The organism is Vibrio sp. 10N.261.54.A5 (genome assembly GCF_041471145.1).
In the GTDB taxonomy this organism is placed as follows: Bacteria; Pseudomonadota; Gammaproteobacteria; order Enterobacterales; family Vibrionaceae; genus Vibrio; species Vibrio crassostreae_C.
Window position 1 is genome coordinate 1 of record NZ_JBFRNU010000001.1, and the last position, 21,464, is coordinate 21,464.

A 21,464-nucleotide genomic window follows, 5' to 3' on the forward strand; every position below is an offset into this window, starting at 1 on the left:
ATGAACCATAAAAAAGCCCGCACCTTGCGTTTACAAAGTGCGGGCTAAATTCATCTGGCTACTTGTTTAAGTAAGCAGCGTGGAACTCAATGTGTTCATCAATAAAGCTAGAGATGAAGTAGTAGCTGTGGTCGTAACCAGGCTGCATACGTAGATCTAAATCGGCATTGGTTACCTTAGCGGCTTCGACTAATTGCTCAGGTTTAAGCTGTTCAATCAGGAAGTTATCGGCTTCACCTTGGTCGACCAACATTGGCAGTTTAGTGCCTTTGGTTTTTAGAAGCTCAGAGGCATCGTAGTGTTTCCACTCTTCAATATCCAAGCCTAGGTATTGGTTGAAGGCTTTTTGTCCCCAAGGGCATTGCATTGGGTTGGTGATTGGGCTGAATGCAGAGATAGAACGGTAGCTATCTTCGTTTTTAATGCCAATCGTTAGGGCACCATGTCCGCCCATGCTGTGACCAGAAATCGATTTTACGGATGTAACAGGGAAGAACGACTCAATCAGTGCAGGGAGCTCTGTTACCACGTAATCGTACATGTGGTAATGGCTGTCCCATGGCGCTTGAGTGGCATTCACATAGAAGCCTGCACCTTGGCCGAGATCGTAATTTTCATCGTCGGCAACACCTTCGCCACGTGGGCTAGTGTCTGGTGCAACAATCGCGATGCCTTGCTCAGCCGCGGCTTTGAAAGCGCCGGCTTTTTGCATGAAGTTTTCATCGGTACAGGTTAAGCCTGACAACCAATACAAAACAGGAACTGGGTTTTCTTTGCTTGCGTTAGGTGGCAAGAAAATCGCAAAACGCATGTTGCAGTCAAGCGTTGCAGAAAAGTGGGTGTATTGTTTGTGCCAACCACCAGCAACCTTTGCTTGGCTAATGTTTTCGATTGTCATCTATTGTGCTCCGTTAGGTTGATGGTTTGGGAGTAAATTTGTCTATATTACATAAAGTTTCACCACCCACCGGGCAGGAGGTGGTGAAGACAGTTTGTTGCTATTCATTTGTAGCTGTGGCCTCGATGCTCGAAAGAATCGAGGCCAAGATGTGTTACTTATCCATGTGTAGAACAGTACGGATAGATTCACCTTTATGCATTAGGTCGAATGCTTCGTTTACGTCTTGCAGACCCATTGTATGAGTGATGAACTCTTGAAGACCAAACTCACCCGCCATGTAACGGTTTACGATTTCTGGAAGCTCAGAGCGGCCTTTAACACCACCGAAAGCAGAACCACGCCATACACGACCTGTTACTAGTTGGAATGGACGAGTTGAGATCTCTTGACCTGCGCCTGCAACACCGATGATTACAGATTCGCCCCAACCTTTGTGACAACATTCAAGCGCTTGACGCATCACGTTTACGTTACCAATACATTCGAAAGAGTACTCAACACCACCGTCTGTCATCTCAACGATAACGTCTTGGATTGGCTTGTCGTAGTTCATTGGGTTGATGCAGTCAGTCGCGCCAAGTTGTTTCGCTAGCTCGAATTTGCTCTCGTTGATGTCAACACCGATGATGCGGTTAGCACCAGCCATGCGAGCACCAATTATTGCAGAAAGACCGATACCGCCTAGGCCGAATACAGCAACGTTGTCGCCTTTTTCAACTTTAGCTGTGTTAAGTACCGCGCCCATGCCTGTTGTTACACCACAACCTAGAAGACAAACTTCTTCAAGTGGTGCTTCTTTGCTTACTTTCGCTAGAGAGATTTCTGGAAGTACTGTGTACTCAGAGAAAGTCGAGCAGCCCATGTAATGGAAAATCGTTTCGCCATTGATAGAGAAGCGGCTTGTACCGTCTGGCATTAGGCCTTTACCTTGCGTTTCACGAACGGCTTGGCATAGGTTAGTTTTACCAGATTTACAGAACTTACATTCGCCACATTCAGCTGTGTAAAGTGGGATAACGTGGTCGCCAATCTCAACACTTGTAACGCCTTCGCCGATCATCTCAACGATACCGCCACCTTCGTGACCAAGAATAGAAGGGAAGATACCTTCTGGATCGTCACCTGATAATGTGAATGCGTCAGTGTGACAAACACCAGTAGCAACGATGCGAACTAGAACCTCACCAGCTTTAGGAAGTTGTACATCAACTTCTTCCATTTTTAGTGGCTCGCCAGCTGCCCATGCAACCATTGCTTTTGATTTGATATGAGTTTGACCAGGTTTAATTTCGATTGTCATTGGATGTTTCCTATATATGTCAGTACAGCGGATAACCGTGCAATTAGCTTCAACCCGTTAAGCGTAGTTGAGCTTAATTGTTTCCGCTCTCTCGTTTTGTTGGAGCTAGTATAGGTGTGAGTGCATGTTTTGATAATCCCCTTAAATAGAAAATGATTATTACTTATTTGTAATAATAAGTATGGAGCGGTCAGTTTTCTTATTGGCAACTATCTTAGCTAGAGCGACTCAGGTTTGAGGACAGGCGACTTATCCAAACGGTCTGAATACATTGCCTTTACTGATGTTTAGGTGGAGGTTTTATGGCGATTTATATATTAACCTTCAATTCGTGTTGTTGAGCTATCAGCTTTTAGTATGGATGGTAACTTGTTGAATTTTAACGATTGAAGCAATGTCGCATAAGCGTACGTTGTGCGACGTTTTGTAAGATATCAGAAACAATAGTGTCATTTTTCTCATCTAGTCTCCTCGCCAAATTTTGAGTTCTAACTTTTTGGGAAGAGAAAATGAGAAAGAGTACATTGACCGTACTGTCAGGCTTAATAGCAGCCACATTAGTTGGTTGTAATTCAAGTTCACCAAGTGACGACAACGGCAATCTAGATAGCGCAGTGCAAGTCGCATTCATGCCTGATATCCATTTCCATGATGTTTACGGCAAATTTGAAGATGGTTCGTTCGCGGGACTCTACAGCTCGGATAGTGGCGAGTATGCGACAATTCGAACGATGGAGTCTCAGATGAACTCCACTCGTCTATTCAATGAAAACTACTTTGCGATGATAGCGGCGCTTGATGATGTGGTTGAGCGTGGCGTGAAATACGTAGCCTTGCCAGGTGACTTTAGTGACGACGGCCAGCCGATTCATATGCGTGGCTTAGTTAGCATCTTTGATCACTACCGCGAGACTCATGGTCTTGAGTTTTTTGCAGCGCCAGGCAACCACGATCCAGTGCGTCCATTTACAATCCCTGCGGGTAAATCTGATTACCTAGGCGAGGGTGGTAAGAAGCAGCGTATCTATAGCCGCGGTAAAGAAGAGTGTGTTGGTTATGACGATGAGTGGACGACTATTCCCGGTGAAGGTGACAACTTAGCAACCATCTGTACTGAAGAAGTACGTGAATGGGGCTATGAAGAGATCATGAGTATCCTAGGCACTCACGGCTTCTACCCTCAGCAAGACTATCTCTACTTTGAAACGCCTTACAGCAGCGACCAAGCTCGAGCTAGTTACAGCTATGATTTAGCGAAAGAAGAAGCGGCTTTTGATAAGCGCATGTACGAGATCTGTTATGAAGGTACGGGTGGTAGCTACAAAGAAAGTGGTTACTCAAGCTGTTCTGAAGTGCCGGATACCAGTTACTTAGTAGAGCCAGTGAAAGGGCTTTGGTTGTTGGCGATCGACGCGAACGTTTATCGCCCGAAAGAAAATTCGTCTGATAGCTCTGTAGATGGAAACACGTTCGATGGTTCAAGCAGTGCTGGTTACAACATGATGCTGACTCACAAAGAACACGTAATTGATTGGATCTCTGATGTTGTAAAAGCAGCGAAAGAGCAGAACAAGACGCTTGTCTCTTTCTCGCACTTCCCAATGACCGACTTCTACAACGGCGCTTCTGAAGAGATTGAAGATCTGTTTGGTGAAGGAAGCCATCAGCTGGCTCGTGAACCGGATGACGATACCAGCCGCGCATTAGCTGCTACTGGTCTAAATATCCACGTTGGTGGCCACATGCACTTTAACGATACGGGTAAGAAGAGCTTCAATATCGATGGAGTTCAGCACACACTCTTCAATATTCAAGCGCCGTCGTTAGCGGGTTACATTCCCGCGTATAAACTGTTGAACATTCGTCCTGATAATCAGATTGAAGTTGAGACGGTGGTCATCGATCAAGTTAAGCGTTACAACGAGCTATTCAGTCACTATGAAGAAGAGCATGAATACCTTACTCAAGCTGCGAATGGCGATCCTGATGCAGAAGCTAAGATTTGGAACAAAGATATTCTGAATTCAGAGAGTTACTACGAACTGACTGATTGGCACATCCGTGAACTAACACGCCTACGTTTCCTTCCGGGTGACTGGCCGTTAGAGATGCGCGCTATGATCATGGAAATGAATGGCGAAGAGATGATGATCATGTCTCAGTTAGAAACCAACTTTACCGTGTGTCAGTTAGCTAATGAACTGGGTTACGATGTTGGCGCTTGTGTGGAAAATGGTGTTGATGACTACGATCAATTCCAACAAGACTGGCAAACAGCTAAAGTTGTCGCTGAGAAACTGGCTTCTTTAGAGGGACTAGAGTTAGCTGAATTTGCAGAGTGGAGTGGTGAGTTGTTAGCGACCGACTTCTACCGTTTACGTAACGCAGACGAACTGGCATTCCGTGATATCGGTGAAACACAATTGCGCCAATATGAGTTGTTAAGCCGAGAACTTTCAGAGTTCGATGGCACTGTCGATTCAGAATTGGGTGACCTTGGACAATATACCGTTGGTGAAGTGTTCCGCTCTCGTTTTGGTAGCTTGTTCGTGATTCTTGAAAAATTCGCAACAGGCCAAGCAAGTGACCACTTCTTGATTGATATCGACCAACAAACTCTGACCGATCTTAAAGGTGAAGTGAAGCGCGATATCCTAAGAGGTTCATCATCAGCAAATTAAGCGGCTCAGATTATTAGCGGATTAACCTATTAGCTGATTTAAAAAGAGCTCTACACATGATGTTGTAGGGCTCTTTTTGTCTTTCTGTTCTTCGATGAATGAACCATCACATTTAAGAATTTTTAAGGTACGTCATAATAATTGCTTACTGAAAATCACATGAATTGGAAATAAAACTACAATATTCTGAGCGCCGTATTTAATGTTGTGGACTCATACATGCTTTTATCTCTTCCGCCTCCAGTGATGCTGTCACTTGCCATCGTGCTTGAAGTTGTCGCGACTTCTTTATTGCCTAAAACGCAGCAATTTACTTCCCTTCCTGCGACCGCCGCAGTACTCGTCGGTTATGGCTTTGCTTTTTATCTGTTGTCTCTCACGGTTCAAACCATGTCTTTGGGTGTGGCGTATGCGATTTGGTGTGGCGCAGGGATAGTGTTGGTCGCGGCGTTGTCTTGGTTGGTCTACGGGCAAAAGCTAGACATCTACGCGATCATTGGCATCGCTTTGATTCTGTCTGGTGTGGTGGTCATTAACCTGTTTTCAACGTCGGTGAGTCACTAAGAGTCGATTTCCTACTTCTGAAGGAACAAACTAATTGGAATCTAGAGTAGTTAGCCTTCAACTTAAGGTATTGAATATAATATAGTAATTCCAATAAATGCATTTTGTGCATGTATTTTATGAAAACAGCTCACTTTACTCATAGATTGGTCGGTTTAGTATAGCCAGCAGAAACCTATGATTATAAATAATCATAGATATTATCTGTTTATCAATAACTTAGGGGGTCATTATGACTATTCCGACAACCGATATGATGGAAGCTTGGACGGGATTTCAAGCTGGCGACTGGCAAACATCCGTTAATGCACGTGATTTTATTCAGCGAAACTACACCCCTTATGAAGGCGATGAATCTTTTCTTGCGGACGTGTCGGAGTCGACGACACAGCTATGGGAATCTGTGCTAGAAGGTATTAAAGAAGAAAGCCGCACTCATGCCCCTGTCGATTTTGATACTGATATCGTTTCCACTATTACCTCACACGATGCAGGTTACATTGCAAAAAACCTCGAAAAAATCGTGGGTCTACAAACCGATAAACCACTGAAACGCGGCATCATCGCTAATGGTGGTATTCGAATGGTGAAAACGTCGTGCGAAGTGTACGGTCGTGAATTAGAGCCACAGATCGAAAAGATCTTCACTGAGTACCGCAAAACGCATAACCAAGTAGCGTTCGATCTTTATACCGACGAAATTAAAGCATGTCGCCGCTCTGGTATTATTACTGGTCTGCCGGATGCTTATGGTCGTGGACGCATTATCGGCGACTACCGTCGTCTTGCTTTGTACGGTATCGACTTCCTAAAATCAGACAAAAATGAGCAATTCAAATCGACTCAGAAGATGCTTGAAACGGGTGGTGATTTAGATAAGACATTGCGTCTACGTGAAGAGCTTACTGATCAAATTCGTGCCCTTGATGAAATGCGAGAAATGGGTTTGAAGTACGGCATTGATATGTCTTCTCCTGCTCGTACTGCGCAAGAAGCAATCCAGTTTACCTATTTTGGCTACTTAGCTGCGGTTAAGTCTCAAAATGGTGCTGCGATGTCGCTAGGCCGCACATCAACCTTCCTAGATGTTTACATCGAACGTGACCTTAAACTTGGTCTGATTGATGAGAAACAAGCGCAAGAGTTGATTGACCATTTCATCATGAAGCTTCGTATGGTTCGTTTCTTACGCACTCCTGAATACGATTCATTGTTCTCTGGCGACCCAATTTGGGCAACAGAAGCAATGGCTGGTATGGGCGTTGATGGTCGTACTCTGGTTAGCAAAACGACTTTCCGCTACTTGCACACATTGCACACGATGGGCCCAGCACCAGAGCCGAACATGACGGTTCTATGGTCTGAACAACTGCCTATCGCGTTTAAACAATACGCGGCTAAAGTGTCTATCGAAACCTCATCACTTCAGTATGAGAACGACGATCTAATGCGTGCGGATTTTGATAACGACGATTACGCGATTGCGTGTTGTGTAAGCCCGCAGGTGGTTGGCCAACATATGCAGTTTTTTGGTGCTCGTGCAAACCTTGCTAAAGCGTTGCTTTACACCATTAACGGTGGTGTTGATGAAAAATCTAACATGCAGGTTGGTCCTCAAGTTGCTCGTATCGAAGATGAAGTTCTCGATTTTGACCGCTTAATGCCTCGCTTTGATGACATGATGGATTGGCTTGCAACGCAATACGTCACTGCGCTGAACGTGATCCATTACTCGCATGACCGTTATAGCTATGAAGCATCGTTAATGGCGTTAATGGATCGCGATGTTCATCGCACAATGGCTTGTGGTATTGCAGGGCTGTCGGTTGTTGCTGACTCGCTTGCGGCTATCAAATACGCGAAGGTAACACCAGTACGTAACGAAGATGGCATCGCTGTCGACTTTGATATTGAAGGCGAATATCCAAAATTCGGCAACAACGATTCACGTGTCGATGATATTGCTTGTGATTTGGTTGAACGTTTTATGAAGAAAATTCAGAAAAGGAACACCTACCGTGAAGCGGTTCCAACTCAATCTATCCTTACGATTACTTCAAACGTTGTATATGGTAAAAAAACCGGTAATACGCCTGATGGTCGCCGCGCTGGTATGCCATTTGGCCCGGGCGCAAACCCAATGCACGGTCGTGATGAGAAAGGGGCGGTGGCTTCACTTTCTTCAGTTGCCAAACTGCCGTTCGAGTACGCTAAAGATGGTATTTCTTACACCTTCTCAATCGTACCAAATGCACTAGGTAAAGATGACTTAAGCCAAAAAGTGAACCTAGCAGCACTAATGGATGGTTACTTCCACCACGAGGAAAATGCAGGTTCGATTCGTGTTGAGGGTGGGCAACATCTTAACGTGAACGTGCTTAACCGTGACATGTTGTTGGATGCCGTCGAACATCCAGAAAAATACCCACAGTTAACCATCCGAGTCTCGGGTTACGCAGTACGATTCAACTCGCTAACACGTGAGCAGCAACAAGATGTAATTAGCCGTACGTTTACTGCTAAGATCTAACCGTAAACTTCAAGTTATACGGTCCTAAAAAGCGCGAGAATGACATCCGTCTCTCGCGCTTTTTTGTGCGTGGAGTATGGGGCACCTATATTGTTGGTCGCCGTGTTGTCTTGGTTGGTATACGGGCAAAACCGATATTTACGCGGTGATTGGAATTACTTTGATGCTTTTTTTGGGGGGATTCGCTTGTTTTTTATGTCAGAGATCACTAGGAGCTCTAACTTATCTTTGCCCCTTACCTTGCTAGCCGAGCTCAACCTCACAAATCATAGTGAGGTGATTTGACCTACTTTTTCTTATCTATGTAATGTCTAGGTTAGTAGACGTTTACCAGATAACAACGATAGGAAAGCTATGGCTAATGAAAGAACTAAATACATTTCAGAGTATTAATGAGCGTGATGTTGATCTATTAGTGCTAGAGGAGCTCAATGTTTCCGACTCATTTGCTCAATGGTTTGTTTGTCGTGTTCGAGAAGAAATAACCTCAGTTAAAACGCTCGGTGCTTGGCACTCTGTCATAGATACTAATCTAGGTGAGTCAGACTTAGTTTATATCTATCAATCAGATGACTTATCTTCCCAAGCAATACTTATTGAAAACAAGATTGATGCTTCAGCTCAGGCCCAACAAGGAGATAGATACAGGCTTAGGGGTAACAGAGGTCTAGAAGATGGTTTTTGGCAAGATTTTAGAACATGTATTATTGCCCCAAAAGCATATATCGCTCGAAATTCTGAGCCGTACGACGCTGCCATTTCATATGAAGAAATAATGGTTTACCTTGCTGCCCAAGGTGATAAGCGAGGACTCTATAAGGCACAGACATTAAGAGATGCTATTAAAAAAAATAGAAGAGGTTACGTTGCTACTGTTTGCCCCAAAACAACAGAATTTGCACAGCAATACTTAGCTTATGTCTCAGAACATTTTCCTCAATTGAATCCTGAGCAATCAAAACCTCGAGCTAATGGGCACGATTGGATTCATTTCTATCCCGCTCCAGTAAATAAAAAAGTACGAATCATTCACCAGATCTACGGCAAAGTCATTAAGTTGCAGTTTCTAGGCCAAGCAGACAACTTTGACGATATCAAAAGTCACTTTGAAGGTTTGGAATCCAGTGGATATCGAATCATAAAGTCGGGAAAATCAGTAAATATAGAAACACCATTGCCTGAAATATTAATCGCAGAACAGAGTTTTGACTCTGTATTAGAAGAAATCAGTATTGCTCTAAACAAAGCCAAGCAGTTGCATTCGTGGATGGAAAACTACCATTCTGTGTGACCCTTAAAGAAAGGGTGTGTAGAAAACTTATGTCCAAAGACGTGCTGGCGTCGATCTCGGCAAACACGTCTTTGCCCCATTGTTGGTTAGAGTTCGAGATAGTAAATATCGTGTTTATATATATTAACCCTATAAGAGGTAATCCGACCGAGTCTACCCTTCAGAATTTCTCAGATATGCAGTATCGACCATAGGGATATTTAAAACTTTTGAGTTAATTTTATGCGGTGAAGAAAGGCGTTACTATATATGGAGTACTTTTGGTACTTTAGCTGAGAATTCATGCCGCCTAGCATGTTCAAATAGCAAGGCGGCAATAGACTTTTGAACGAAATGTTAGTTCGCTTCGACGCCATTGATGAATGTCTTCCCAAGTGATTGCTTGATCGTTGTGGTGTAGTTACCTGACTCTTCTTCGTTCCACAGTCTGTCCAATGCGTTTTGGTTGATTTCAAGTAATTTAACTAGCTTTGGTGTGATAGTGACATTGAAGTCAACTTTAAGGGACTTCTCAAATGCCTCTTCTGATTCTCGGTTAGTTAAGCCTTTATAATTTTTAGGCATTATTTCAATTTCTCCATCGGAACTTGAGTCATTAACGAAGATGTTGATATTCTCGAATTTGATCCCATTACCTATTATGGATTTAAAAGCAGCCTCAATTGTTTCCTCTGTAGGATTTCTTTCAATCAAACCGATGAAGCTATTAAGCTCTTGAGTATTAACTCCTTTAATCTCACCACTTAAGCCAAGTTTGTTCGATAGTTGGGTGATGTTTGGAGATTGAAGATCTAGTGAGTCAACTTTCCAATCAAGCTTCAGGCTCGTATTGTCTTCAATTGTAATTGCTGAATGAAACTTCGCGTCTTTGAAGCTAAATCCACCAGATCGATCGTTGAAACCTCCATCATTTGCAATTATTTCAGTATTATGGGTGTCATTAGTGATATTTGACTTAAGCTCAATGCCGTTTATATAGGCCTGTTCTCTTCTTTCAGAGATTCTAATTCCGTCAATTTTTGTGGATGTAGTGAAGGCTTCTTTATTGCCTTTAAACAGAATCTCAACATCGCCAAGTTTGAAGTTGCTTGAGCGGCCTGTATTGATTTCTCCAAGTGAGAAGTTGCTTTGTAGATCTAAAGACTGATTGCTGGTATCGAATGTGTATTTTATGCTTTCATTTAAGCTTGCTACCTCTCTGATTAACGTTGAGGTAAGTCCTTTATCCTTCGGGAGACTAAAATTACCTTCAACGCTAAGTCCGAATGGCGCAACCGTTGCTGTGTGGCTTAGGTAGATTGGTTCAGGAAGTCTTTTTGAACCATTGTTTATGTAGATAGCGAAATTCTGCTTGATATTGTTATTGTTGATTTCCGTATCGATCAGTTGGGCATCAATGAATTGGTTTTTTAGTCCAATTAGTGAGCTTTCAACTTCACTGGTCACAGTTTCTGCTGCATTCTTAATCAACATGTTATTGGCAACCAAGGCACCACCACCGATGATCGCTGTACAGCTGATTGCAATTAAAGTTTTTTTCATCTTTGCCTCTGATAAATATAGGAATCAATTAGTTATGCTATTTTATATGAATTCAGTTGCTTTCGCACCATAAACCAATTCTTCCCATTAGCGCTCAACAATTACTTTGTTATACCTGTAGTTATTCATTAAATACTAATTTAGAAAAGTCACTGACACGGAATTGTCCAGAACCTTCATAAGCTGAATTTTCGCCCGTGGCATTTTCTAGTTCAAAAGTCCTCCTTTCCGACTCAGAACCGAACTCTATATGAGTTGTCGGGAGATTTTCTTTTACCCTCCCTACATCAAACGGATCCATAGCTGATCTTCCTAGCGACTTACAACGTAAGAGGCCGATTAAAAGGGAGAAAAAATTATGGCCACCGTTTATGTCAGCATCGGAAGCAACATTAACCGCGAATATCACGTCACAGAATCTCTCAAAGCATTGAATAGCCGCTTTGCACCTCTACACATCTCTAATTTTTACGATTGTGAGCCTGTTGGTTTTGAAGGAGACAACTTCCTAAACCTAGTCGTTGGGTTTGAATGTGACCTTTCTATCGCTGAACTGGCTAAGGTTCTGCATCAAATCGAATTAGAGAATGACCGCAAGCGTGAAACTAAAGAATATGCCTCGCGCACGATGGATATCGATATCCTTCTTTACGGTAACGAAGTAGGCATTATTGATGGAGTAGAACTGCCTCGAGGTGAAATCACCGAGTACGCTTTTGTGCTTCGACCGTTAGTTGATGTTGCCGCGCAAGAACTTCATCCCACTCTAGATATCTCTTTTCAGCATCTCTGGAACAACTTCGATCAGCTGAGTCAGAAAACCGAACTTATACCGTTCGAGGTCAGCTTCACTTAGTCCCTGTAACTGCTTTAAACAGAACGCTTGAGCTTTATTGATCTTTTCTTCTAACAGGCACGTAACTCACTCTACCTTCTAAGGATCGGAAACTGTTATGAATCACAATGCGATTATCACCATCACAAATCTCAGATTAAGAACCTTCATCGGCTTCAACGAAGAAGAAAAAACCAAGCAGCAAGACATCGTCATAAATGCGGAGATCCATTATCCCGCGAACAACCTTTGCCTCTCTGATGATGTGGAGAACGCACTTAACTACAAAAATATCTGCAAAAAAATTATTGAACATGTTGAATCTGGACGGTTTCTGCTTTTAGAAAAGTTAACCAGCGACGTACTCGGTATTTGTATCGACCATTCATGGGTTCGATACGCTCAGGTGAGAATTGACAAGCCTCATGCTCTACGTTTCGCCGATTCCGTCTCGCTCACCCTGAGCTATGAAGCAGAACTTGAAGATTAACTCATAAGGAGCGACTCAATGCTAACCACAGAAGCTGAAAAAGTAAGAGAAGCTTTGCTCGAAAAGGGGCTTGAAACCCCGATGACATCGAGCGAAATGAACCCCGACCAGAAGTACAACCGCATCAAAGGGCTTTTGACGGAAGTTGTCAGTACGCTCGGGCTGGATTTAACCGATGACAGTCTCGCTGAAACACCTCATCGCATTGCAAAGATGTACGTTCACGAGATATTTTCAGGGCTCGACTACAATAACTTCCCCAAAATTAGTGTTATCGACAACAAAATGTCAGTTGATGAAATGGTTAAGGTATCGGATATAGATTTAACTTCGACGTGCGAACATCACTTCATCACCATCGATGGTTTAGCACAAGTGGCTTATATCCCAGAATCCAAGATTCTTGGGCTATCTAAAATAAACCGTATTGTTCGATTCTTTGCTCAGCGTCCGCAGGTTCAAGAACGCCTTACTCAACAAATCCTGGTCGCGATACAGGCTCTGGTTGAAACAGAAAATGTGGCTGTGACGATTAAAGCAACTCACTACTGCGTTAAATCGAGAGGCGTTATGGACGCTAACTCTGAAACCACCACAACCGCGCTTGGTGGCAGTTTCAAAACTAACCCTCAAACTAGAGCTGAGTTTTTACGATGAGTGAAACGATTCTAATAACTGGAGTGGGGAAGCGTTTAGGATTCGCTCTGGCGCAGCAATTTATATCTGACGGATACAAAGTCGTTGGCACTTACCGAAGCGACTATCCCCAGCTGAAAATACTGCGCGACAGTGGAGCCGACTTGCAACAGGTAGATTTTTATCAACAAAGTAGCTTAGAGGGTTTTTTGCATTATGTTGGTCAAGAATATAAGGCGATTCGAGCCATCATCCATAACGCTTCCGACTGGCAACCGGAGAACAAAAAAAATCCCAGTGAAAACGCATTACAAATCATGAACCAGATGATGACGGTTCACGCTACCGTGCCTTATCTGGTTAATTTAATGCTCAAAGACCAATTAATGTCTGGCGATAAAACGTCGGACATCATCCACATCAGTGATTACGTTGCGGAAAAAGGCAGTAAAAAACACATCGCTTACGCGGCCAGTAAAGCCGCACTCAACAACTTGACGCTGTCGTTCTCAGCGATGCTGGCTCCCAAGGTGAAAGTCAATACTCTCTCTCCTGCCATGATCAAATTCAACGAACATGACGACGAGGCGTACAAAACTAAAGCTCTGAAAAAAGCACTGATTCCCGCAGAGGCAGGCTTTGAAGAAGTGATAGATGGCATTAAGTTTGTTTTGGCTAGTCACTATATGACAGGAAGGACTTTGCACCTTGATGGCGGCAGGCACTTGAAGTGAAGTTCATGCGTTGTGATCTTGAGGCAGGATAGTCAACTAATCTATTCGTCTTTCATATCGTCTAACTACATTTTTTTAAGTTGTCCCTCGACACTTTTTGGGTTTTAGACATTAGAACGTGTTTGCATGGGCGACTCACCAAACAACTGCTTGTAGCTTTGGCAAAAATATCCCAGATGAAAAAAACCAAAGTCAAAGGCGATTTCATTGATGCACCGTTGTTCGCTCGGATTTTGCAGAATGCGCCGTACCTGGTTGAGACGTACATTTTGTATAAATTGTTTTGGTGATATGTCACAACAGGACTCAAAGGTGTATTGCAGCGTACGGCGACTGACATAAACCGCATCGCACAGTTCAGACACGGTGACGGGTTTACGGTACTGCGAGTTATCTAGGTACTGCCTAATTCGACGCATTGTGTTCTCACGCTGTGAGGCATTGGTTTTTTGCATATTTTGATTAGACGATTGAGCGAACAATTCGACCAACATATCTTGAACAATGGATTGATGAGTTTGAAAAGACCAGCGAGATTGACTCGGGGAGAGTAGTAAGCTCAAGTAAGCTTTTATTTGTTGGGTGTAGTGTTGAGAGCAACCAAGAAAGTGGCTCTTGCTGTTTAATGATTCAATCTCTAGCTGTTGCTGAATCATTTCAACCAGTGAAGGGCTTATGACTAACCCATAAATAGAAAAGGTTTCTGGCGTAAGTAGCTCAAAATCCGCCCCAGCCTCACGGATCAAAATACTATCAGGATTACCTTGTGCGTAATTGATGTGTAAAGGTCTATCGTTAGCACTGATCCCTAACCAAATCCCTTCATTAATACGACATTGCTGCTTGAGTTTTCGGTTGCTGTCTTCTCGAAATAGGTGCACGTGAGAAAATTTTCGTTCACGGATCTGACCTAGAAAACTTCCTTGACTCAGTTGGTCATATTCTTGCTGCCAGTTAAAGAGGCTGGCTGCCTGCTGATTTGCATCAAATGTGTTGAATGTGCACAAATTAGGTGCATAACGCATCAATTCTTCATCCTTTCTCATCATTCCATGACCTACCCATGTGACCCATATTAGTACAGTGTGTCTTTAAGTTTATGTTTATTAATGCTTTTTTATGTTTGCCGATTCTTGATATTCATTCGGTTCAAAAATCGCTTAATTACTCATATATACAAAAGGTTATTGAGCAAGAACTGAACCAGTTTATGAAGAGGGAATTTATGACAGCAGCTTATCGCCGACAACAAGGGCACCTGGTTTTTAACTTTGAGTCGTTAGCAGATCTGATGGCAAAGGCTACGCCAGAGCGTTCAGGGGATGTTTTGGCTGGTGTATCTGCGACTTCTGCTGCAGAGCGTGTTGTAGCTCAGATGACACTGGCAGACTTGCCCCTAAAGACGTTTTTAAATGAAGCGGTGATCCCTTATGAAAGTGATGAAGTTACTCGTTTAATCATTGATAGCCATGATAGAGAGGCGTTTAAAGCGATTGATCACCTTACAGTGGGAGACTTTCGGAACTGGCTGCTAAGTGATGAAGCCGATAGTCTCACGCTTGCAAAGCTGCGTCCTGGTTTAACTCCAGAAATGGTGGCTGCAGTGAGTAAGATCATGCGTAATCAGGATTTGATCCAAGTCGCCAAAAAATGTCGGGTAGTGACTGCGTTTCGTAACACCATTGGCTTGCCTAGTCGTTTATCCACCCGTTTACAGCCCAATCATCCAACCGATTCTCTCAATGGCATTGCCGCCAGTATTTTTGATGGTTTGATGTATGGCAATGGTGATGCTGTGATCGGCATTAATCCCGCAACAGATAATGTACCACAGGCAATTAAGTTGATGAATCTGATGGAAGAGGTCATTCAACACTACCAGATCCCGACCCAATCTTGCGTATTAACCCATGTTACCAACACGATTGAAGCGATTGAGATGGGCGCTCCGGTGGATCTCGTCTTTCAATCTATTGGTGGCACTCAAGGTACGAACGACACCTTTGGTATTAACCTTTCGATCCTTAAAGAAGCAAACGAAGCGGCGCTTTCGCTGAACCGAGGCACCGTTGGAAGTAACGTCATGTACTTTGAGACAGGGCAAGGAACATCTCTCTCTGCCAATGCTTTTCATGGTGTGGACCAACAAACTTGTGAGACACGGGCTTATGCCGTAGCGCGTCATTTTAATCCATTGTTGGTTAATACCGTGGTCGGCTTTATCGGCCCTGAATATCTCTTTGATGGAAAACAGATTATTCGAGCAGGGCTTGAGGACCATTTTTGTGGCAAATTGCTTGGCCTGCCGATGGGGTGTGATATCTGCTATACCAACCATGCCTATGCCGATCAAAATGATATGGATAACTTACTGACATTGCTCGGTGTCGCTGAGTGCTCGTTCATTATGGGGATTCCGGGTTCCGATGACATCATGCTCAATTATCAAACAACCTCGTTTCATGATGCACTTTATGCACGCAAGGTGTTGGGTTTAAAACCTGCGCCGGAGTTTGAGGAGTGGCTAACTCAGATGCAGATTTTTGATGATGTAAAAGATGTGCGCCTAAATGAACGACTCTCCGGCTCATTTGCTGGCGCTCTAGCACAACTTAATGGAGGCCCCGCACATGGGTAAGGTGGTCTCTATGGCAAAACATTCTGCTTCTAAGTTGGTAACTCAAAACCCTTGGCACGAGCTTAAAGGTTTTACATCGGCACGTATTGCACTGGGTCGAAGTGGAAATAGCGTTCCAACTAAAGAGTTGCTTTCATTTCAACTCGACCATGCACAGGCGATGGATGCCGTTCATTGTGCTTTAGATGTGGATTCATTGGTTGAGCTCATCGCTCAATCAAACTCGGTCATTCAACACACTTCTCAGGCACCAATTAAGGCGCACAGCAAAGCGACAGACAGATTCATGTATTTGCAAAGGCCGGATCTTGGTCGCGAGCTTGATGACGTCTGTTGGAATCAGTTGCAAGCCGTTCTTCATTCAGAGTCTCCCCCGTTTGATCTCGCGATAGTAGTGGCTGATGGCTTGTCTTCAATTGCCATTCAAAATCATGCAAATCCAGTCATTGAGCATCTGCTTTCTTTATTAGGGGAAGACGAAGTGCCGTGGCATGTTGCTCCTATTACTGTTGTGAGGCAGGGCCGAGTGGCAATAGGAGATGATGTTTGCGAGTGCTTACAAGCCAAGATTGTGGTGGTTTTGATTGGTGAACGCCCGGGACTGACCTCTCCAGATAGCATGGGTATGTACCTGACTTGGCAGGCAAGAAGAGGAGCAAAAGACTCTGATAGGAACTGCATTTCTAATATTCGCCCACAGGGGTTGGCTTATGAAGATGCGTGTAAGCGAGCGGTATACCTATTGAAGGAAGCTCGTCGGCTAGAGCTTTCTGGGGTCAACCTTAAAGACCGTTCGAGTATCGAGGAAGAAGGTGGTGAGCAGTTAGAAGACAAGCACACAGGCAATTTTTTAATTGGATAAAAGACAAAAATAGAGGGATTTACAATGTCAGAACATCAGGAATATTTGGCGCAAAGACAACTTAAAAGGGGCACTGCTGGGTGGATTTTGCTAGCAGGGTTAGGCGTTTCATACGTGATCTCTGGTGACTTTGCAGGCTGGAACTTTGGTATCGGTCAAGCTGGTTGGGGAGGCTTTCTTATTGCTGCAATTGCTATGGCGGTGATGTACTTTACCCTTGTCCTTTCTTTGGCGGAGATGTCTGCGGCTATTCCCGCTGCAGGAGGTGGCTATAGTTTTGCTCGACAAGCCATGGGACCAACGGGGGGATTTTTTACCGGCTTATCCGTCTTAATTGAGTATGCCCTTGCACCTGCCGCGATTGTCATTTTTATTGGCTCAGCGGTGAATGAACTAATGGGTATCGATGGTCCTCTTGTTTACGCGATCTTTTATGCCATCTTTATCGGTATTCATATGGCAGGGGTAGGAGAAGCTCTGAAAGTCATGATGGTCATCAGTGGGTTAGCCGTACTAGCAATTCTTATGACAGCAGGCGTATTGGTTAGTGAGTTTGATGCTAATAATCTGTTTGATATCGCTCCGGCAACCGCACAAGCCACAGAACTACTTCCTTTTGGTTGGTATGGTGTATGGGCGGCACTACCGTTTGCAATGTGGCTTTTTCTTGCGGTAGAAGGGGTTCCACTGGCTGCTGAAGAGGCGAAAAACCCGGCCAAGGATGTACCCAAAGGTATTATCGGCGCAATGTTATTCTTACTGGTCACCGCTACCTTAGTCGTTCTGCTGCTTGCGGGCGCTGTGGGTTCTGAAGCGATTGCGAATAGTGCCGTTCCTCTAGTCGATGCCTTGAAGTTGACCGGTAATCCAACCGTTGCAACGGCTGTTAATATACTAGGACTTGCAGGACTTATTGCTTCATTCTTCTCGATTATCTACGGTTATAGCCGCTTAGTGTTTGCATTGTCTCGTGCGGGTTACTTGCCTCAAAGCTTGTCGCTTACAAACAAAAACAAAGTGCCTGCTCGTGCTTTAGTGGTGCCGGGTGTGTTTGGTTTTGCTGTGTCATTGACCGGAGAAGGCGACCTGATCTTGGCGATGGCGGTAGTGGGGGCGACAGTGTCTTATGCATTAATGTCGCTTAGTCATATATTGTTGCGTATCAAGCAACCAGAGCTTCACCGTCCATACAAAACACCGGGTGGCATGCTGACTTCCGGCACTTCACTAGTGCTGTCGCTTATTGCAATGACGGGTGTTTATGCTTTTGACCCATCTGCATTCTTTATGACTATGGGACTCTTTGTGATTGGTGGTGCTTATTATGGCCTATATAGCCGTAATAAATTGGTCGCATCGACCGCTGAGGAAGAGTTTGAGATGCTGTCGGTTGCAGAGAAAGAGCTTGAGGCTACTAATTAGATTCAATTTCTAATGGTATTTAAGGCTCTAGTGCTTTGCTGGAGCCTTTATTACACTACTTGTAGTAACTTGCGTGTAAACCCCAATCGCCATCACCTCTAACGATAAATATTAATTTAGAAATAGTGCTGTTTTAGGATCATTTTCTTGGAACGTTTTTGTCCAGACACTTGTCATGATTTTTTATAACGAGTTAGATTCATAGCGACGAGCCCCGAAGTTCATTGATAGTGAAGTTTTCATCGCGCTAATCATGTCGATTGCCTTTCTCTAAAGATAAGTTGAAATGATGCAAAGGAAGAATTCGGCATAGATTATGAATGGGATTGATCCAGTAGACGGAATATATGATTCACTAGTAATTAGGATGAATTACTGTTCGCATGTGTATATGTAGCCTACTCCAGACTAATTTCCCTCACACCCCAACACTGCGACAAACGCATCCAAATACTTTTCTATAGTTAAATCCGCAGAAACGGGCGGTAGTTCTACAGTAATGCACGGTAGGTTTCTTTCCTGACACCATGTGCCGAATGAGCCTGGGGTTTCGTAATCGACGTCTTCAACGAGCGGCAGGTTGAATTGCTTACCTAGCCAAGTGGTGAGTTCTGATCGATCGGGGTCATCGACCATGGCGAGTGGTTCGTGAAAAGAGATGACGAATTTAGGTTGGCGCTGTTCGATGAGGTTTATGAGCGATTGCACTTCAGGTTCAAGTTGTTCGGCTTGCCCGGTTTTCACTTTTACATCTCTGACTGGTGTGTGGGAGCTCCAGCGATAGACGGTGCCGTTTTCTGTCCAGTTTTGAGTTGGAAAGGCGCGGTTCAGATCGACTTGGTTTGCGTTGGCGCGAGTGCCTAATTGATTGCCATCTGGGTTCATCGACAGAATCACATCGTGTCGCAAGTTGGCGGCTGGCAAGCTTCTCAGCGCACAAGATAATCCCGCAATAGAAGCGGTTTCATCACCGTGTGTGCCTGCTAAGATCAGCCCGCGAGACTCGCTTTCTATTTGCGCGGGGAAATAGAGCATAGGCGCACCCAACACCGATTTCCCATATGACAGCGGCTTTATTGAAAACGCAGCTCTTTCCGTTCTTGGAATTAAACTCACCTTAATCTCCTGATTGATCAAGTACTATCAAGTATTCACTATTGGCTATATTAATCATTAACTAAGTCCATTAGATGAACCCCTTTAAATAAACCATAGCGTCAAAACTCGTCAACCGTCGCATTGTTAATTTTATTACTTGCTTCAAAGATAGGCTAGGAGAGCAAACAAACATGGATTTTAAAAAACATTCAACGGCTTTACTCATTTCATTTTTATTGACCCCTTTTATATCAGTGACTGCCGCTGCTGAAACCTTACCTGCTGGTGTTTCGCTGGCAAAAGACCAACACTTAGTTCGTGCTAATGATGCAGAAGCGGCGACGCTTGACCCTGCGAAAGCAGAAGGCCTGCCAGAAATGCACATTCTACGTGACCTATTTGAAGGTTTAGTGATTCAAGATCGCGATGGCAATATTACTCCAGGTGTCGCGGAATCTTGGGAAACCGAAGACAACCAGACGTTTGTATTCCACCTGCGTAAAGACGCGAAATGGTCGAATGGCGATCCGGTGATGGCCGATGATTTCGTGTATGCGATAAGACGCGCGGTAGACCCTAAAACGGCATCGCCAAATGTGTGGTACCTAAAGCTTACTCAAATCAACAATATCGCTGACGTAGCCGAAGGCAAAAAGCCAGTTGAAGAACTCGGTATTTCCGCTGTCGACAAGCACACGGTGAAGTTCGAACTCGATAGTAAAGTGCCTTACTTTGTGGCGATGACGGGCCACACATCCATGATGCCAGTGCACAAAGCAACCCTAGAAAGTAGTGACAAGCCGTGGAGCGATCCTAAGCAATTTGTTGGTAATGGTGCGTTTGTATTGGACGAGTGGGTGATTAACGAACGCATCGAACTGAAGAAGAATCCTAACTATTGGGCTAGTTCAGATACCAATCTAACCCAAGTGACTTACATCCCGTTTGAGAACCAGAATGCCTCGATTAACCGTTATGCGGTGGGTGAGGTGGATATCACGTCTGATGTGCCGACACACATGGCGCAGCAGCTTAAAACCAAATACCAAGATGCGTTTACCGCGGTGCCTCTGCTATGTACTTACTACTATGCATTCAATACTACACGTCCTCCATTTGATGACGCGCGAGTGCGTAAAGCGGTGTCTTATTCGATGATGCGTGACGTTATCACCAATGGCGTCACTCAGGTGGGTAACCTACCTGCTTATACCTTTGCTCATGAGTACACGGCTGGTTTTGATGCGACACAACCTGAATACAGCACTTGGACTCAGAAAGAACGTGATCAAAAAGCAAAAGAGCTATTGAAAGAAGCGGGATACGATGCAGCTAATCCATTGGATTTCAAGTTGCTCTACAACACCAGTGAGTCGAACAAGTCGATTGCAGTGGCGATCGCTTCCATGCTGAAAGGCAACCTAGGCGCGCAAGTTGAGCTGGAAAACCAAGAGTGGAAGTCTTACCTAGTATCACGTCGCCAAGGTGATTTTGACGTGATGCGTGCTTCTTGGTGTGGTGATTATAATGAAGCATCGACCTTCTTGAGCTTATTGCGTTCTGAATCTTCAGGTAACTTTGCTCGTTACAACAATGACAAGTACGACGCTGCAATGGACAGCGCACTGTCAGCAACCAATGAGCAAGATCGTCAAGGTTTCTATGATCAAGCCGAGCAGTTACTGGCTAAAGATATGCCTATCGCGCCAATTTATTACTACATGCAGGCTCGCCTAGTGCGACCAAGTGTTGGCGGCTTTGCGAAGAACAACGTGGAAGGGCGTATCTATTCTAAGGACCTCTATATCAAAGAGTAATGGCGTTTGATTCACGCGGCGACACACCGCTAAGAACATGAAATAAAGAAAAGGGACGTTGATCATAAATATCTGATCAACGTCCCTTCGTCATTAATCTGTAACGGTAAGCGCAAAAAACTG

The 21,464-nt window shown here is 44.1% G+C and carries 18 protein-coding genes; 12 read left to right on the forward strand and 6 right to left on the reverse strand.

The genetic code is table 11. The features are described 5' to 3' along the window. Positions 1-58 precede the first annotated feature (58 nt). The gene (gene fghA, locus AB4329_RS00005; protein WP_017061633.1) at positions 59-898 is read right to left on the reverse strand and encodes an S-formylglutathione hydrolase; all 840 of its coding nucleotides are present in this window, start codon (positions 896-898) and stop codon (positions 59-61) included. A 154-nt stretch (positions 899-1,052) separates the two neighbouring features. Then, a complete protein-coding gene (locus AB4329_RS00010) occupies positions 1,053-2,201 on the reverse strand; it encodes an S-(hydroxymethyl)glutathione dehydrogenase/class III alcohol dehydrogenase (RefSeq protein ID WP_017061634.1) in 1,149 nt (382 codons plus the stop codon). Positions 2,202-2,710: 509 nt separating this feature from the next. Between AB4329_RS00010 and AB4329_RS00015 the strand changes: the two genes are divergently transcribed. From AB4329_RS00015 to AB4329_RS00030, 4 genes are all read left to right on the forward strand, one after another. Further along, positions 2,711-4,882, forward strand: a complete 2,172-nt coding sequence (locus AB4329_RS00015) for a metallophosphoesterase (protein ID WP_372137546.1) — start codon at positions 2,711-2,713, stop codon at positions 4,880-4,882. Positions 4,883-5,101: 219 nt separating this feature from the next. Beyond that, positions 5,102-5,446, forward strand: coding sequence for a multidrug efflux SMR transporter (locus tag AB4329_RS00020; protein WP_017061635.1), 345 nt, complete (start codon positions 5,102-5,104; stop codon positions 5,444-5,446). Between the two features lie 232 nt (positions 5,447-5,678). Continuing rightward, on the forward strand, positions 5,679-7,976 hold the full coding sequence (gene pflB / locus AB4329_RS00025) for a formate C-acetyltransferase (RefSeq protein ID WP_137002407.1): 2,298 nt from the start codon (positions 5,679-5,681) through the stop codon (positions 7,974-7,976). A 361-nt stretch (positions 7,977-8,337) separates the two neighbouring features. Beyond that, positions 8,338-9,267 (forward strand): PD-(D/E)XK nuclease superfamily protein, encoded by a 930-nt coding sequence (locus AB4329_RS00030; protein WP_102398049.1) that lies wholly within the window; start codon positions 8,338-8,340, stop codon positions 9,265-9,267. A 336-nt stretch (positions 9,268-9,603) separates the two neighbouring features. Here AB4329_RS00030 and AB4329_RS00035 read toward each other — a convergent pair whose 3' ends face one another. Further along, positions 9,604-10,809, reverse strand: coding sequence for a hypothetical protein (locus tag AB4329_RS00035; protein WP_017068538.1), 1,206 nt, complete (start codon positions 10,807-10,809; stop codon positions 9,604-9,606). 121 nt (positions 10,810-10,930) lie between these two features. Then, positions 10,931-11,110, reverse strand: a complete 180-nt coding sequence (locus AB4329_RS00040; RefSeq protein WP_137001689.1) for a hypothetical protein — start codon at positions 11,108-11,110, stop codon at positions 10,931-10,933. Positions 11,111-11,167: 57 nt separating this feature from the next. On the opposite strand from AB4329_RS00040, the gene folK reads away from it, so the two are divergent. From folK to folM, 4 genes are all read left to right on the forward strand, one after another. Next, on the forward strand, positions 11,168-11,665 hold the full coding sequence (folK, locus tag AB4329_RS00045) for a 2-amino-4-hydroxy-6-hydroxymethyldihydropteridine diphosphokinase (protein WP_137001688.1): 498 nt from the start codon (positions 11,168-11,170) through the stop codon (positions 11,663-11,665). Positions 11,666-11,762: 97 nt separating this feature from the next. Then, the gene (gene folX / locus AB4329_RS00050) at positions 11,763-12,134 is read left to right on the forward strand and encodes a dihydroneopterin triphosphate 2'-epimerase (protein ID WP_017067658.1); all 372 of its coding nucleotides are present in this window, start codon (positions 11,763-11,765) and stop codon (positions 12,132-12,134) included. A gap of 18 nt (positions 12,135-12,152) precedes the next feature. After that, positions 12,153-12,791, forward strand: a complete 639-nt coding sequence (gene folE / locus AB4329_RS00055) for a GTP cyclohydrolase I FolE (RefSeq protein WP_048611743.1) — start codon at positions 12,153-12,155, stop codon at positions 12,789-12,791. Further along, the gene (gene folM / locus AB4329_RS00060; protein WP_372137547.1) at positions 12,788-13,504 is read left to right on the forward strand and encodes a dihydromonapterin reductase; all 717 of its coding nucleotides are present in this window, start codon (positions 12,788-12,790) and stop codon (positions 13,502-13,504) included. Before folE ends, folM begins: the two co-directional genes overlap by 4 nt. Positions 13,505-13,608: 104 nt before the next feature. On the opposite strand, the gene AB4329_RS00065 is transcribed toward folM, so the two are convergent. Beyond that, positions 13,609-14,529 carry a helix-turn-helix domain-containing protein gene (locus AB4329_RS00065; protein ID WP_017067657.1) on the reverse strand — a complete coding sequence of 307 codons (921 nt, stop codon included), beginning with the start codon at positions 14,527-14,529 and terminating at the stop codon, positions 13,609-13,611. Positions 14,530-14,729: 200 nt separating this feature from the next. Between AB4329_RS00065 and AB4329_RS00070 the strand changes: the two genes are divergently transcribed. Genes AB4329_RS00070 through eat form a run of 3 tightly spaced genes read left to right on the forward strand, consistent with a single transcriptional unit; the run spans position 14,730 to position 18,426 of the window. Then, positions 14,730-16,142 (forward strand): ethanolamine ammonia-lyase subunit EutB, encoded by a 1,413-nt coding sequence (locus AB4329_RS00070; protein ID WP_017061645.1) that lies wholly within the window; start codon positions 14,730-14,732, stop codon positions 16,140-16,142. Beyond that, entirely contained in the window at positions 16,135-17,004 is an 870-nt protein-coding gene (eutC, locus tag AB4329_RS00075) for an ethanolamine ammonia-lyase subunit EutC (protein WP_372073848.1), read from the forward strand. The genes AB4329_RS00070 and eutC overlap by 8 nt, the downstream gene beginning before the upstream one ends. Positions 17,005-17,028: 24 nt before the next feature. Then, positions 17,029-18,426, forward strand: coding sequence for an ethanolamine permease (gene eat / locus AB4329_RS00080; RefSeq protein WP_017061647.1), 1,398 nt, complete (start codon positions 17,029-17,031; stop codon positions 18,424-18,426). Positions 18,427-18,834: 408 nt separating this feature from the next. On the opposite strand, the gene mpaA is transcribed toward eat, so the two are convergent. Further along, entirely contained in the window at positions 18,835-19,542 is a 708-nt protein-coding gene (mpaA, locus tag AB4329_RS00085) for a murein tripeptide amidase MpaA (protein WP_372137548.1), read from the reverse strand. 173 nt (positions 19,543-19,715) lie between these two features. Between mpaA and AB4329_RS00090 the strand changes: the two genes are divergently transcribed. Further along, positions 19,716-21,341: an ABC transporter substrate-binding protein gene (locus AB4329_RS00090; RefSeq protein ID WP_372137549.1), complete on the forward strand. Its 1,626-nt coding sequence runs from the start codon at positions 19,716-19,718 to the stop codon at positions 21,339-21,341. Positions 21,342-21,464 lie beyond the last annotated feature (123 nt).